The sequence below is a fragment of the Pseudomonas sp. URMO17WK12:I11 genome (assembly GCF_007677725.1).
Lineage (GTDB): Bacteria > Pseudomonadota > Gammaproteobacteria > Pseudomonadales > Pseudomonadaceae > Aquipseudomonas.
In genome coordinates this window covers 12,963-28,191 of sequence record NZ_VEDF01000018.1, presented here as the reverse complement: position 1 = coordinate 28,191, position 15,229 = coordinate 12,963, and the positions used below count along the sequence as shown (strand labels likewise).

The following is a 15,229-nucleotide window of genomic DNA, read 5'->3' as shown; positions in this document are numbered from 1 at the left end:
CGGTGGTACCCGCGCGCCAAACCAAGGCCGCCCAGGTACAGCTCGCCGGTCACACCCGGGCTGACCGGGTTCAGTTCACCGTCCAGCACGTAGGTCTGCAGGTTGGCGATCGGCCGGCCGATCGGCACGCCATCCTTGCCTTCTTCGACGCAGGTCCAGTGGGTGACGTCGATGGCCGCTTCGGTCGGGCCGTACAGGTTGTACAGGCCGCTGTGCGGCAGCAGCGCCAGGGTCTGGCGTTGCAGCTCCACCGGCAGCGCTTCGCCGGAGCAGATGATGCGTTGCAGCGAGGTGCAGCGCGCGGCACCCTCGTCGCCGACGAAGGCCTGCAACATCGACGGCACGAAGTGCAGCGTGCTGATCCGCTCACGGCAGATCAACTCGGCCAGGCGTGCCGGATCGCGATGATCGCCCGGCAGCGCCATCACCAGGCGCGCGCCTTGCATCAGCGGCCAGAAGAACTCCCACACCGACACGTCGAAGCTGAACGGCGTCTTTTGCAGCACGCTGTCCTGGGCGGTGAGCGAATAGGCCTCCTGCATCCAGGCCAGGCGGTTGTGCAAGGCCACGTGGCGGTTGCCGGCGCCCTTGGGCTTGCCGGTGGAGCCGGAGGTGTAGATCACGTAGGCGAGGTTTTCCGGGTCCAGCAGCACATCCGGGTTGGTCGCCGGCAAGGCCTGCCAGGCCTCGGCGCGGTCCAGGTCCAGCACCGCCAGCCGGTCAGGGATCGGCAGGCCTGGGCGCAGGTGTGACTGGGTCAGCAGCAGGGCGATGCCGCTGTCGTCGAACATGTAGGCCAGACGCTCCTGCGGGTATTCAGGGTCCAACGGCACATAGGCGCCGCCAGCCTTGAGGATCGCCAGCAGGCCGATCACCATCTGCAGCGAGCGCTCGGCGGCGATGCCGACCAGCACGTCCGGCCCTACGCCCAAGCCACGCAGGTGCGCGGCCAGGCGGTTGGCCTCGGCGTTGAGCTCGGCGTAGCTCAAGGTGCGCTCGGCGAAGGTCAGTGCCGGTGCCTGCGGCTGGCGAGTGGCTTGCTGTTCGAACACCTGGTGCACGTACGGCGTGCCGGGGTAGTCGCGCTGGGTGGCATTCCAGCCCGCGACGATGCGCTCATGAGAAGCGGCGTCGACCAGGCCAAAGCTGCCGAGCATGGCGTGTGGCGTATCGACGAAACCCTGCAACAGGTGCTGCAACTCGGTCGCGATCTGCTGCACGAGGGCCTGACCAAAGACCTGGCGCTGGTAGGCGAAAGTCAATTGCATGCAATCACGCGCCTCGGCAATCAAGGTCAGCGGATAGCCGCTGTATTCCTGATAATCCAGGCCCGACAAGCGCAACCCGGCACTGCTTTCGGACAGGCTCTGGGCCAGCGGATAGTTCTCGAACACCAGCAGGCTGTCGAACAATGCTTCACCGTGGCGTCCGGCCGCGGCCTGGATGGCGTACAACGGCAGGTACTCGTACTCGCGCAGACGCAGGTTGAGCGCCTGCATCTGCCGCACCCAGTCGGCGACCGATATCTGCCCGCGCGGCTCGGCAGCCACCGGTAGCGTATTGATGAACAGACCCAACTGCTGCTCGATACCCGGCAACTGCGCCGGGCGCCCCGACACCGTGGCACCGAAGCACGGCCGGCGCTGGCCGGTGCGGCGCTGCAACAGCAGCGCCCAGGCCGCTTGCAGCACGCTGTTGAGGGTGACCTGCTGGGTCTGCGCAAAGTGCTTCAGCGCCTGGCTCAACGCTTCACCCAGCTCCAGCACCACGGCACCCTGCCCGCCCTGGTTGGCATCACGTGCGCCGCCCAGCAGGGTCGGGCCGTCCAGCTCGCGCAACTGCGCGGCCCAGAACGCGTCGGCGCTCGGGCGATCCTGCTGTTGCAACCAACCCAGATAGTCACCGCGAGTGCCTTGCACCGAGGCGCCAGGTTGCCCCGCGTAGGCCTGCATGACGGCCGCGAACAGCAACGAATTGCTCCAGCCGTCCATGAGAATGTGATGGCTGCTGTAGATCAGGTGATGGCGCCGGGCACCCGTGCGAACCAGCACCAAGCGCAGCAGCGGTGCCTGCCCGAGGTCGAAGGCGCGTTCCTGCTCGGCCAGTGCAAGGGCCTGCAGGCGTGCAGCGATATCGGCCTCGCCTGCCCAGTCGAGGCGTTCGACGGGCAGTTGAACGTGGCGCAACACCACTTGGCGTGGCGCCTCCAGGCCCTGCTCCCAGACAAAACCGGCGCGCAGTGCCTCGTGCTGGTCCAGCGCCTGCTGCCAGGCCTGGAGGAAGCGATCCGGGTCCAGATCGTCGAGGTCCAGGCGCAGGCGGTTGATGTAGCTGCCGGCTTGGCCGTCGTACAGGCTATGGAACAACATGCCTTCCTGCATCGGCGACAGCGGATAGATGTCTTGCACCTCGCGCAGGTCCACCGGCAACGCCTCCAACTGCGCCTGAGTCAGGCCCGCCAGTGGGAAATCGGACACGGTGGCACCGCCTGCCTGGCTGTCCAGGCAGTGATCGACCAGCGCCGTCAACGCCTGGGCATAGTCGTCGGCAAGGCTGGCGATCACGGCGTGGTCGAACATCTCGTGGCTGAAGGTAAAGCCCAGCTCCAGCTCACCGCCCAGCACCTGGCCATTGACGCTCAGCCAGTTGCCCAGGGGCGTGTCGCCTGCCTGGGTGGCGCCAACGTGCTCTGGAGCAGGTGCGAACAAGCGCTCTTCGCCAAAGCCCTGGTCGAACTGGCCGAGGTAGTTGAAGGTTACGCGTGGCTGAGGCAGTGCCTGCAGTGCCGCGCGTTGCTCAGCGCTGCCCAGGTAGCGCAGCGCCCCATGGCCGATACCGCGATGGGGCACCGCGCGCAGCTGTTCCTTGATGGCCTTGAGCGATGTGGCCAGGTCTGCAGTGGGCGTCAGTGCCACCGGGAACAGGCTGGTGAACCAGCCCACGGTACGGCTCAGGTCAACCCCGTCGAACAGGTCTTCACGGCCGTGGCCTTCGAGCTGCACCAATGCACTGCCCTGCCCGGTCCACTGGCACAGCACGCGTGCCAGGGCCGTCAGCAGCAGGTCGTTGACTTGCGTGCGGTAGGCCGCCGGGGCCTGTTGCAACAGGCGCTGGGTCAGCTCTGCGGACAACCGACAGCGCACGGTCTGGGCGTGCCGAACCTGCAGGCTGGCGTCACGCCGTGCGGCAGGCAAGTCGCCGTGGTGACCGGCAAGGCTGGTTTGCCAGTAACCCAGCTCGGCCTCACGCGCAGGCGCGCTGGCCCAGCCTTGCAGGTGCTCGGCCCAGGTCTTGAGCGCAGTGCCCTGGTCCGCCCGTGGCGGTGTCTGGCCGGCGAGCAGGGCGACGCAGGCCTGCTCCAGATCGTCCAGCACGACCCGCCACGACACCCCGTCCACCACCAGGTGATGAATGACCAGCAGCAGGCGTTGGCCGCCTTCGGCCAGGTCGAACAGCACCGCGCGCAGCAGCGGCCCATGGGCCAGGTCGAGGCTGCACTGCGCTTGCTCGGCGCTGGCCAGCAGTTGCTCGTCAGTCGCTGCCGAGCGGTGCCAGAGCAGCCCGCTGGGCACAGCCGCAGTGTGCTCGGCGCGCCACTGGCCGTCCTGCTGGCTGAACGACACGCGCAGGGCCGCATGCTGACTGACTAGCAAAGCCAGCGCTCGCTCAAGCACAGCCGGACTCAAGGCCTGCCGCGGTTGCAGCATGACGGCTTGGTTGTAGTGCCCCGGCTGGGCCAGGCCCTGCTCGAAGAAACGCGCCTGCACCGGCAACAGCGGCAAGGCGCCCATGACCTGCGCCACGGCGGTGGGCTTGGCAGCAACGCTCGACACCTTGGCCACCTGGGCCAACTGCGCGACGGTCTGCTTTTCGAACAACTGGCGTGGACTCAGTTTGATGCCCTGGCGCTTGGCACGGGCGATGATCTGCAGGCTGAGAATGGAGTCGCCCCCGAGCTCGAAGAAGTTATCCTCGACGCCGATGTCTTCACGTTTGAGCACCGCTTGCCAAATGGCCAGCAGCTGCGCTTCAAGTGGCGTGCTGGCGGCGACATGGCGTTTGAGCTGCACCTGCGGCTGCGGCAACGCGCGGCGGTCGAGCTTGCCGTTGGCGGTCAGCGGCAAGCGTTCGAGCAGCATCAGGTGTGCCGGCACCAGGTAATCGGGCAGCAGTGCTTGCAGTTGCGTGCGCAGGGTTTCGACCGTGGTGTCTGGGTGGCTTGCCACGCACCAGCCGACCAGGTGCAACTGCGCCGGGTCCTCACCTTGCGGCACCGCCAACACCACCGCGTCATGCACCTGCGCCAGCGCGCGCAGCACACGGCCGACTTCACCGGGTTCGACCCGATAGCCGCGAATCTTCACTTGATCGTCGGCGCGTCCGAGAAAATGCAGCAGCCCGGCGTTGTCGCGGCGCAGGCGGTCGCCGCTGCGGTACAGGCGCGCCCCCGGCGCGCCGAACGGGTCCGGCACGAAGCGCTCGGCGGTCAGCCCTGGCTGGCCCAGATAGCCGTGCGCCAAGCCCTGGCCACCGATGTACAGCTCACCGCCGACGCGCGCCGGCAGCGGGTTCAGCACATCGTCGAGTACGCGCACCACGGCACCCGGCAACGGCGCGCCCAGGGCGACGGCCGCCTCGTCGTGCTCGGTCAACTCATGGGTCAGCACCCCGACCGTGGTTTCGCTCGGGCCATAGTGATTGATGAAGCGGCAACCTGGCTTGAGCGCCCGCACCTTGTGGTACAGCGCGGGGGAACAGGCCTCACCGCCGACAATCAAGGCATGTTCGGGCAGCACGTCGGCGGCATTGGCCGCTTGCAGCAAGCCGTTGAGATGGCTCGGTACGATCTTCAGCACGCCGATGCGCTGCTCGGCCATGTAGGCGGCGAATGCATCCGGGTCGAAACCTAGCGTTTCGGGCAGGACATGCAGGGTCCGGCCGGAACACAGGGCACCGAACAGCACCGTGTGGCCAAGGTCGGCAGCGACCGTGGAGACCAGTGCCATACTCGCCTCGGCAGGCAGTTGCAGGCGCTCGAGCAGACCCTCGACATAGCTGGCCAGGGCGCTATGGCTGACCACAACGCCCTTGGGCTGGCCGGTGGAACCCGAGGTGTGGATCACATAGGCCGGCGCGCCGGGCAGTTGCGCAAGCGCAGGCGGGCTGTCTGCCAGGGCCGCCCAGTGGCCCGGCACATAGGGCTGCACCAGGCACCCCGCCGTAGCCAAGGCCTGCTGACGGCTATCACCCTCGTCGCACAGCAACACCTTGGCACCTGCACGCTGCAGCATGCCGTGCAGGCGATCGTTCGGTGCCTTCGTGTCCAGGGGCATGTAGACGCCGCCGGCCTTGAGGATGGCGAGCAGCGCCACCAACCAGTCCAGCGAGCGCTCCATCAGCACCGCCACTGGCTCGCCCGTGTTCACCCCGAGCTGGCGCAGGTGTTGGGCCAGGCGGTTGGCTTGGCCGTCCAGTTCGGCGTGGCTCAGCTGCTGCCCTGCGCCGACCGCTGCCAGGGCTTCAGGCTGGCGGCGTACCTGTTCAGCCCAGCGTTGCAGCACTAGAGCGGGTTCGCGGCGGGGGCTGAGCGGTTCTGCGGCGGGGCGTTCGACCAGGGTGTGCAGCGGCGCATCCGGGGCGTCTACCAAGCTCTGCAGCAATGCTTGCAACTGGGCAATGAAGCCTTCGATGGTGGCTTGCTGGTAGAGGTCGCTGGCGTAGGTCATCTCGCCCTGCACCAGGCTGCCATCATCGGTGATGTCCAGCGCCAGGTCGAAATGCGTGCCTTGCTTGTGCAGCGGGTACTCGCTGACGTTCAACCCCGGCAGTTGCAGGGTCGTGCGCTTCTGCACGCCGACATTCTGGTTGAACTTGGCCTGGAACAGCGGGTTGTGGCCGAGGGTGCGCTCGGGCGCGAGCACTTCGACCAGTTGCTCGAAGGGCAGCTCCTGGTTGGCCTGGGCGGCCAGGGTCGCCTCGCGCACCTGGGCCAACAGCGCGCTCAGCGACAGGCGCTCGTCGATCACGCAGCGCAGCACCTGGGTGTTGACGAAGAAGCCGATCAGGCCCTCCACCTCTTCACGGCCGCGGTTGGCATTGGGCACACCGATGCGGATATCGCGCTGGCCTGAATGGCGCGACAGAAACAACGCATAGCCGGCCAGCATCAACATGAACAGCGTCACCCCCTGGGCACGTGCCGTGTCGCGCAGGCGTTGCGACAGCTTTGCACCGAAGTCGAACTTCAAGGTCTGGCCCTGCAGGCTTTGCACGGCCGGGCGGGGGAAATCGGCGGCCACCTCGAGCAGCGGGTGCTCATCGCCCAATTGCTCGCGCCAATGCTGCAGCTGGCGCTCGCCCTCGCCGGCTTCCAGCCAGCGGCGCTGCCACACGGCGTAGTCGGCGTACTGCAGGGGCAATGCCGGCAGGCTCTGGGCACCGGCCTGATAGCACTGCACGAACTCGCGCACCATCACGTCCATCGACCAGCCATCGGAGACGATATGGTGCATGCACACCACCAATACGTGCTGGTCGGCGCCGAGCCGGAACAGGCTGGCGCGCAGCAGCGGGCCATTGAACAGGTCGAATGGGCGGGCGACGTCGGCGTCCACCTGGCGCGCCAATTCGGCCTCGTCGCCCTGGGTCAGGTCGATGCAGCGCAGGGCCAGGGGCGCAGCGGCCAGCACCCGCTGCTGGGGCTGCTCGCCATCGAGTTGAAACACCGTGCGCAGCGCCTCATGGCGCGCAATCAGCGCGTCGAACGCCGCCTGCAACCGTTGCAGGTCGAGCTCGCCGTGCAGGCGCAGGCCAGCGGCCATGTTGTAGGCCGCGCTGTGGGGATCGAGCTGCCAGAGAAACAGCAGGCGCTGCTGCGCGTAGGACAGCGGCAGAAGGTCGAGGCCGTGGCGGCTGACCGGGATCGGCAGCAGGCCGAAATCCTTACCGTCCTGGCGCATCTTGGCGAGAAACTGGCGGCGTTGTTCGAGCGGCAACCCGATGAATTTTTCGGCAATGCGCAGGGTGGTGTTGCGGGTCATGCTCAAACCTCCTCCAGGGAATTCAGATACGCTTCCATGTCCGCCCAGTCCTCGTCGGCGGTCGCGTCCAAGGCCTGCAGCTCTGCGGCCAGGGCGGCCAGGTGCGGACGCTCGAACAAACTGCGCATCGGCAGTGCGATGCCAAGCTCGGACTTGATGCGGGCGATGACCTGGGCGGCCAACAGCGAATGCCCGCCCAGTTCGAAGAAGCTGTCGTCCAGGCCCACTTGCGGTACCTGCAGCACCTGCATCCAGATCGCCGCCAGGCGCTGCTCCTGCTCGCTGACGGGCGCGCGGAAGCTGGCCTGCAACTGGCTCAAGTCAGGCGCCGGCAGGGCCTTGCGGTCGAGCTTGCCGCTGGGGGTCAGCGGCAGGCGGTCGAGTACCACCAAGTGTGCAGGGACCATGAAATCGGGCAGCACCGCGCGCAGTGCGTCGCGGATCGCCCGGGCTTGAGCGTCGGCGTCGGCAGCACCGGCATCGGTCACCACGTAGCCCACCAGTTGCCGACCAGCGGCCATGTCCACGGCCAGCACCGCCGCTTCGCGAACCCCGGCACAGTGCTGCAGGCGCATCTCGATCTCGCCCAGCTCGATACGAAAACCGCGCACTTTCACTTGCTGATCGACGCGGCCGATGTATTCGATGGCGCCGTCGTCGGCGAAGCGGGCGCGGTCGCCCGTGCGGTACAGGCGCGCGCCTGGCACCTGCGGATCGGGCAGGAAACGCTCGGCGCTCAATGCCGGCTGGCCATGGTAGCCACGGGCAAGGCCCGGGCCGCCGATGTACAGCTCGCCGATGACGCCCGGCGCGACCGGCTGCAAGTGACCGTCGAGGATGCACAGCCGGCGACCGGCCAGGCCCTGACCGATGGGGACGCCGCGCCAGGACACAGCCTGTGAGCTGAGCGCGGTGCAGTCGTGAATGCTCGACACCACCGTGGCTTCGGTCGGGCCATAGGTATTGAGCAGGCGCACGCCGGCAAGGCCGGCGCGACGCCATAGGTCCAGGCCATCGACGGCCATGGCCTCACCGCCGACGTGCACTTGCCGCAACGCCTTGAAGTTGCGCGGGGCGCCACGCGCGTAATCCTGCACCAGCATGTGCCAATACGCCGCCGGCAGGTCGGCGACGGTGATGCCATGCTGCTCCAGGGCGCCGTGGAAACTGGCGCTGTCCCACAGCTGGCCATCGCGCAGGATCACTCGCGCACCGACACACAGGGGTGGATAGAACTGCTCGACGAAGCCATCGAAGCTGCAGGTGGCGAACTGCAGTACGCGATCATTCGCGCTCAGCTGCGAATAGTCGCAGGCCAGTTCGCAGAACTCGGCCAGCGCGCCATGGCTGATGGCAACGCCCTTGGGCAGGCCAGTGGAGCCAGAGGTGTAGATGACATAGGCCAGGTTGCCGGGGACGAGCGCGGCCGCCAGCGGCGGCTCGGCCGGCCCATCGGCGGGCAGTTGCGCTCGATCCAGGCACAGCATCTCGACGCCGTCGGCGGCGGGCAATTGCTCGAGCAGGTCAGAATGGGTCAGCAGCACCCGCAGGCCGCTGCTGGCGAACACTTGGGCGATGCGCTCGCTGGGCGCCTGTGGGTCCAGCGGCACATAGGCGCCGCCCGCCTTGAGCACGGCCAGCAGGGCGACGCCCATGCTCAACGAACGCTCCAGTGCCACCCCGACCAGCACCTCGGGGCCGACCCCCAGCTGTTGCAGTTGGCGGGCCAGGGCGGTGCTGCGCCGCTCAAGCTCGGCGTAGCTGAGGCTGGCGCCCTGCCCTGCGCCGGCCAGCACCAGCGCCACCGCCTCGGGGGTGCGCGCCGCCTGGGCCGCAAAGCGCTGATGGACCAACGCCGGGGCGGCCAAGGCTGGGGCACGGAGGGCCCAGTCCTGCAACTGCTGGTGCTGTTGGGCATCGAGCATGGGCAGGTCGCCAAGGCGAGCCAGGGGGTCGGCAAGCACGCTGCGCAGCAGAGTGCACCAGTGGCCGGCCATGCGCGCCACGGTAGCTTCATCGAACAGGTCGCTGGCGTAGGTGAAAGCGGCTAGCAGGCGGCCGCCTTCTTCGCGGGTTTCCAGCATCAGGTCGCTGGCGGCGGCATGGCTGCGTGCGCCGGTCACGCTCTGCTCGGCAGTCAAGTGCGCCAGCTGCAGACCGCTTTGCAGGCGCATGCCCTGGATGTCGGTCACCAGCGGCTGATGGTTGTACATCACCTGGAACAGCGCGTTGTGACTCTGGCTGCGGTTGGGCTGCAGCGCTTCGAGCAAGGCGTCGAACGGCAGTTCCTGGTGCGCTTGCGCGCCCAACGCGGTCTGGCGCAGCGCGTGCAGCAGCGCGGCGAAGGTTTGCTCGCCGGTCAGTTGGCTGCGCAGCACCTGGGTATTGACGAAGAAGCCGATCAGCCCTTCCACCTCGGCGCGGTTGCGGTTGGCGATCAAGCCGCCGACGCGGATGTCGCCCTGGCCGCTGTAGCGGTACAACAGAGTCTTGAACGCCGCCAGCAGCACCACGAACAAGGTCGTGCCATGGTGCTGGGCCAGGGCCTTGAGGCCGGCATGCAGCGCGGTGTCGATGGCAACTTCAAGACGCGCACCCGCATGGCTTGGTTGTGCTGGGCGCGGCCGGTCGGTGGGCAGCTCCAGCGGTTCGTGCTCCTCACCCAGCTGGGCGCGCCAGTAATCGAGCTGGCGGGCCTGCTCACCGGCCTCCATCCAGCTGCGCTGCCACAGCGCGTAGTCGCGGTAGTGCACCGCAAGCGGCGCCAACTGCGCCGCCCGGCCGGCACTGCGAGCATCCAGGCTGCGCATGAATTCTTCGATGAGAATGTTCATCGACCAACCGTCGGCGATGATGTGGTGCATGGTCAGCAACAGCACATGCTCATCGGCGGCCAGCTGCAACAACACTACCCGCAGCAACGGGCCTTGCTGCAGGTCGAAGGGCTGGCCGGCTTCGGCGGCAACGGCTTCGCGGGTGCGCTGCAGGCGCAGCTCAGGGTCGAGGGCGCGCAGATCGACATGGCGCACCTGCAACTGCGCCTCGTCCGCCACCTGCTGCAGGGCTTGCCCGTCCACGTGCGTGAAGGTGGTGCGCAGGCACTCGTGGCGTTGCACCAGGTCGGCAAAGGCCAGCTCCAGCGCAGCGTGATCCAGATTGCCGAGCAGGCGTACCGCACCTGGCAGGTTGTAGGCAGCACTTTGAGGTTCCAGCTGCCACAGGAACCACATGCGCTGCTGGGCGTAGGACAGCTGGTCACGGCCGGCGATGCCGGTGCAGTCCGGGATCGGGTAGCTGCTGGCATCGACCTGTTCCGCGCGCAGGGCGGCGAAGAAGACACGGCGTTTTTCCAGCGGCAACTCAATGAAGCGCCGCGCCAGCTTGTAGGATTGATCGAGGGTGCTCATAGGTCGTCCGAACCGGTGATGGGAGCCGCCCTGGGCTCCGCGATACCTGTTGAACGAATGGTTCGCGCTTGCATTTAGGCGCGGTCGAGCAAAACGCGCGGTGGCTTTCGCGCCACTGCACCGGCACCCCCGAGGCGTGCCGGCGCATGACCCGTGGCACAGGGATTCAGCCGGCGCCGTGCCCTTCGGCCATGGCCACGATGACTTTGCGCTTGCCGCTGAAGGTGCTGCGCGCATGGGCGGCGAGCATGTTGTCGAGCATCAGTACATCGCCTTCCTGCCAGGGAAAGGCGACGGTACAGGCGTCGAGTACGCCGCGCACTTCATCGAGGATCGAATCCTCGATGGGCGAGCCATCGCCGTAGTAGACGTTACGGGGCAAATCTTCTTCGTCCACCACCTCCAGCAGGCTCTCGCGAACCTCGGCGGGCAGGTTCGACACGTGGAACAGATGCGCCTGGTTGAACCAGACCTCTTCACCGGTGCGCGGATGACGGGCCACGGCCTGACAGACCTGACGGGTGCGCAACTCGCCGTCGTCTTTCCAGTCGCAGGTGATCCCGTGGCGCTGGCAGTAGGCCTGCACCACCGCAGGGTCGTCGGTGTTGAACACCTGCTCCCAGGGCACGTCCAGGCCGTTGCCAAAGTTGCGCACGTACATCAGGCCATGGCGGTTGAAGCGCTCATGGATACGCGGATCGATACGGCGGAATACCTCGCGGCTGTCGGCAATCGGCGTCTCGCCGCCGGTTTGTGCGGCGACCATGCTGTAGAACCAGATTTTCATTGGCCATTCGCGGGTGTAGGCCTGCTCATTGTGCAGCGGGATCTTCTGATGCGGCGGATATTCAGTGGAGGTGTACACACCTTGGGTGACATTGCTGCGCGGTGTCGAGCCGAACTCGTAGTTCAACAGCGGATGGCCAAACCCGGCCGCGAAGCTGCGAAACGCCTCGGCTCCACCGACCTCGAAACCGCGGAACAGAATGCCGCCGACCTGCAGCAAGTGATGCTCGACCAGGGCGCGGATTGGCTCCAGCGCCTCGTTCAAGTCCAGCCCGGGGTGAGGCGCCTCGACCAGCAACGGCAGGCTGCGCTGGCCGGGCAGCAGGGGCCGGGCGAGCAGTTCCAGCACGGCGCTCATGACTTGTCCCCTCGGACAGCCACGCGGCGCACGGTGACTAGCGATTGGTTGGCAACAGGCAGCACCTGGCTGGCCTGCGAGCAGATGGCGGCATGCATCCTTCGACCCTCGTGAAGTGACAGCGGGCTTTGGCCCAGGCGTGCGCGGCGCACGTCGGCCTTGTGCTCAGGAGACGAGGGACGTAGAGAGGGATTTAGCGAAAATGGCGTCCCCGGCGGGAGTCGAACCCACATCAAGGCCTTAGGAGGGCCCCGTTCTATCCATTAAACTACAGGGACTACGACCTGCCAGTGGTGCGCTGATGCAAACTCAGCGGTGGCAGGACGGCGAGCATGTTAACCAGCGCACCGCCGTTTGTCATGCCTGAATAGGGCTTTTTCCAGCTACGGCTTTTCTTACGCTAGGAGGTGATGAGCTTTTCCTGGCGCAGCAAGGCGATGAAACGCGTCACGGTATCAGCCAGTTGGCCGGAATTGTCCAGCGGCCGCACCACCCCTGGCGGCGCTTGTGGCGTCTGCAACTGGTCGTTGCGCGCCAGGCGCTGGTCGATCTGCTCCGACGTTTCTCGCCCCCTGGCCAGCAAGCGCTGGCGCAGTACCGTGGGGCTGACCTGCAAGGCCACGGCGAACAGATCAGGGTAACGTTGCAGCGCCTGCGGCAGATAGGCTCGCGAGCCGTTGACCAGCACCGAATGCCCCTCGGCCAGCCAGGTATCCACCTGCACGGCAATCCCATAGTCCAGGCCGTTGGCGTGCCAGTGCATGGCGAACGCGCCCTGCTCGCGCAGTTGCCTGAAGCGTTCGGTGCTCACCCCTTCGGCCGCCTCACCTTTGGCTTCAGCGGAGCGGGTAATGACCCTGCGGGCGATTTGTACGCCCGCTGCGAACAGCTGCGGGCGGGCGGCATCGATCAACGAATCCTTGCCCGCGCCAGAAGGTCCCAGCAAAAAAATCAGGCGGCCTGTGTCTCCCTTTCGGCCGCTTGCGTCATGTTGCATAGCCACTATGCTCTAAGTGAGGAAACCTGGGCATTTTAGGGGTTTTCTTGGGCCTTTGCTGCGTTTTACAGGTTTTTGACGGCAAGCGGCTGACAGTATGGGGTTCGGATGAATGCGAAACTTTTCAAACCAGTGCTCATTTCTGATAATTGGTACTGGCAAAAAGCCTTTATCCGGATCACTATTTGTCACAGAATTGACGCCAAGGAAACGGCGACCTTGAGGCATGATGAGCACCCAAATTTATATGACGGTTGAACATTTTGTTGTCGCCACGGTCGTACTGACACCCCGTGCGGCCAATTTGTGATCCGCTCCCCCTGAACCAGTAAATCCGGTCAATCATATGCGCCCAATGAAACAGGCTATTTATTCGAGCCGCACCGCTGACAAGTTCGTCGTCCGCCTGCCTGACGGGATGCGTGAGCGCATTGCCGAGGTAGCGCGCAACCACCACCGCAGCATGAACTCCGAAATCATCGCGCGCCTGGAACAGAGCCTCATCCAGGAAGGCGCCTTGGGCGACGAGCTGAGCATGCGCCTGGACAGCCCCGAGCTGTCGCTGCACGAGCGCGAACTGCTGCAACGCTTCCGCCAGCTGTCCCACCGCCAGCAAAACGCCCTGGTGGCCCTCATCGCTCACGATGTGGAAATGGCTGCCGACGCTTCCTGAGGCACTTTCCCGGCAGACACAAAAAAGCCAGCATCCGCTGGCTTTTTTTTCGCGTAAGGGTTGGTTAGCTCAGAGCAGGAACAGGGTGGCGAGGCCCAGGAAGATGAAAAACCCGCCGCTGTCGGTGACTGCCGTGATCATCACGCTCGAGCCCATCGCCGGGTCGCGTCCCAGGCGCGTCAACGTCATGGGGATCAGCACGCCCATCAGCGCCGCGAGCAGCAGATTGAGGGTCATCGCGGCAGTCATCACCACCCCCAGCGACCAACTGCCATACAACCAGAACGCCACCGCTCCGATCACGCCACCCCAGATCAGGCCATTGAGCAGCCCCACGGCCAACTCCTTGCGCATCAGGCGGCTGGTGTTGCCCGGCGACACCTGGTCCAGCGCCATGGCGCGCACGATCATGGTGATGGTCTGGTTACCGGAGTTGCCGCCAATGCCGGCAACGATCGGCATCAGTGCTGCCAGTGCCACCAGTTTCTCGATCGAGCCTTCGAACAGGCCAATGACCCGCGAAGCGACGAAGGCGGTGATCAGGTTGATCGCCAGCCACGCCCAACGGTTGCGCAGAGACCGCCAGACCGAGGCGAAGATGTCTTCTTCCTCGCGCAGACCGGCCATGTTGAGCACTTCGCTCTCGCTCTCCTCGCGGATCAAGTCGACCATTTCATCGATGGTCAGACGACCGATCAGGCGGTCGCTCTTGTCCACTACCGGTGCAGAGACCAGGTCATAACGCTCGAACGCTTGAGCCGCGTCGTAGGCATCCTCGTCAGGGTGGAACGATACCGGGTCGGTGGCCATGACCTCGGCAACCTTCTTCTCCGGGTCGTTCACCAGCAAGCGCTTGATCGGCAGCACGCCCTTGAGGATGCCGTCATAGTCGACGACGAAGAGTTTGTCAGTGTGGTTGGGCAGTTCCTTCAGGCGTCGCAGGTAACGCAATACCACTTCCAGGCTGACGTCTTCGCGGATGGTGACCATCTCGAAGTCCATCAGCGCGCCGACCTGCTCCTCGTCGTAGCTCAGCGCCGAGCGCACACGCTCGCGCTGCTGGGCGTCGAGGCTTTCCATGAGCTCGTGCACCACGTCACGGGGCAACTCGGCGGCCAGGTCGGCCAGCTCGTCGGCGTCCATTTCCTTGGCCGCGGCGAGGATCTCGTGATCGTCCATGTCGGCGATCAGCGACTGGCGCACCGAGTCGGACACTTCAAGAAGAATGTCGCCGTCGCGGTCCGAGCGCACCAGTTGCCAGACCGTCAGACGGTCTTCCAGGGGCAAGGCTTCAAGGATGTAGGCGATGTCGGCGGGGTGCAGGTCGTCGAGCTTGCGCTGCAGTTCGACCAGGTTCTGCCGGTGGACGAGGTTTTCCACCAGGTCGTTGTGCTGACCTTCCTGGCGATGGGTAAGGTCTTCGACCAGGCGCTGGCGCTGCAGCAGTTCGACCACCTGGGCCAGGCGATCCTGCAGGCTTTCTTGCGCTTTTTTTACTTCTACTTCAGTCATAGGCGAACTCCACTCCCAGCAGCGGAGCACGCCGGAAGAATCAATCAGTCAGATCTAGCTGTATGAATCGTGTTAAGGAGTAACTACTGGGTAAGTCCATGGTGGTTTTCCACAAGCCCCGGCGGGGCTGACGGGCGCAATCATACACTGCCTAAGCTGTCAGATCGCTTAAAATTTTTGGCCAGAACAAGCGCTTGCGAGATAAAGCTAGGACAACGCGCGAAGCCATGAGTGCGACGCCGATCGGGCCACAAAGAACACATTCGATAGGTAGTGAACGCTGCACTGGCCTGCTGGCAAGTCTAGTTGAGCGATACTGACAAAACCGTGAAGCGGGAAAACAAAAAGCCCGCTCATGGGAGCGGGCTTCTTGATTGTATGGCGGACTCAGCAGGATTCGAACCTGCGACCGCTCGGTTCGTAGCCGAGTACTCTATCCAGCTGAGCTATGAGTCC

General features: G+C 65.5%; 6 protein-coding genes and 2 tRNA genes. 1 reads left to right on the top strand and 7 read right to left on the bottom strand.

The features are described 5' to 3' along the window. From FS665_RS22650 to phnN, 5 genes are all read right to left on the bottom strand, one after another. On the bottom strand, window positions 1-7,040 hold a 7,040-nt coding region (locus FS665_RS22650), incomplete at its 3' end, for a non-ribosomal peptide synthetase (RefSeq protein ID WP_145193519.1). A 2-nt stretch (window positions 7,041-7,042) separates the two neighbouring features. After that, window positions 7,043-10,447: a non-ribosomal peptide synthetase gene (locus FS665_RS22645; protein WP_145193517.1), complete on the bottom strand. Its 3,405-nt coding sequence runs from the start codon at window positions 10,445-10,447 to the stop codon at window positions 7,043-7,045. Window positions 10,448-10,613: 166 nt separating this feature from the next. Next, window positions 10,614-11,591, bottom strand: coding sequence for a TauD/TfdA family dioxygenase (locus tag FS665_RS22640; RefSeq protein WP_145193515.1), 978 nt, complete (start codon window positions 11,589-11,591; stop codon window positions 10,614-10,616). A gap of 203 nt (window positions 11,592-11,794) precedes the next feature. Next, window positions 11,795-11,869: transfer RNA gene (locus FS665_RS22635), tRNA-Arg, on the bottom strand. A gap of 122 nt (window positions 11,870-11,991) precedes the next feature. Next, complete coding sequence (gene phnN, locus FS665_RS22630) at window positions 11,992-12,588, bottom strand: phosphonate metabolism protein/1,5-bisphosphokinase (PRPP-forming) PhnN (protein ID WP_145193513.1); 597 nt, start codon at window positions 12,586-12,588, stop codon at window positions 11,992-11,994. Window positions 12,589-12,934: 346 nt separating this feature from the next. Between phnN and FS665_RS22620 the strand changes: the two genes are divergently transcribed. Then, on the top strand, window positions 12,935-13,261 hold the full coding sequence (locus FS665_RS22620; RefSeq protein ID WP_003254499.1) for an Arc family DNA-binding protein: 327 nt from the start codon (window positions 12,935-12,937) through the stop codon (window positions 13,259-13,261). 69 nt (window positions 13,262-13,330) lie between these two features. Here the strand turns inward: FS665_RS22620 and mgtE are convergent, their stop codons facing one another. Continuing rightward, on the bottom strand, window positions 13,331-14,773 hold the full coding sequence (gene mgtE, locus FS665_RS22615; protein WP_145193509.1) for a magnesium transporter: 1,443 nt from the start codon (window positions 14,771-14,773) through the stop codon (window positions 13,331-13,333). A 379-nt stretch (window positions 14,774-15,152) separates the two neighbouring features. Beyond that, window positions 15,153-15,229: transfer RNA gene (locus FS665_RS22610), tRNA-Arg, on the bottom strand.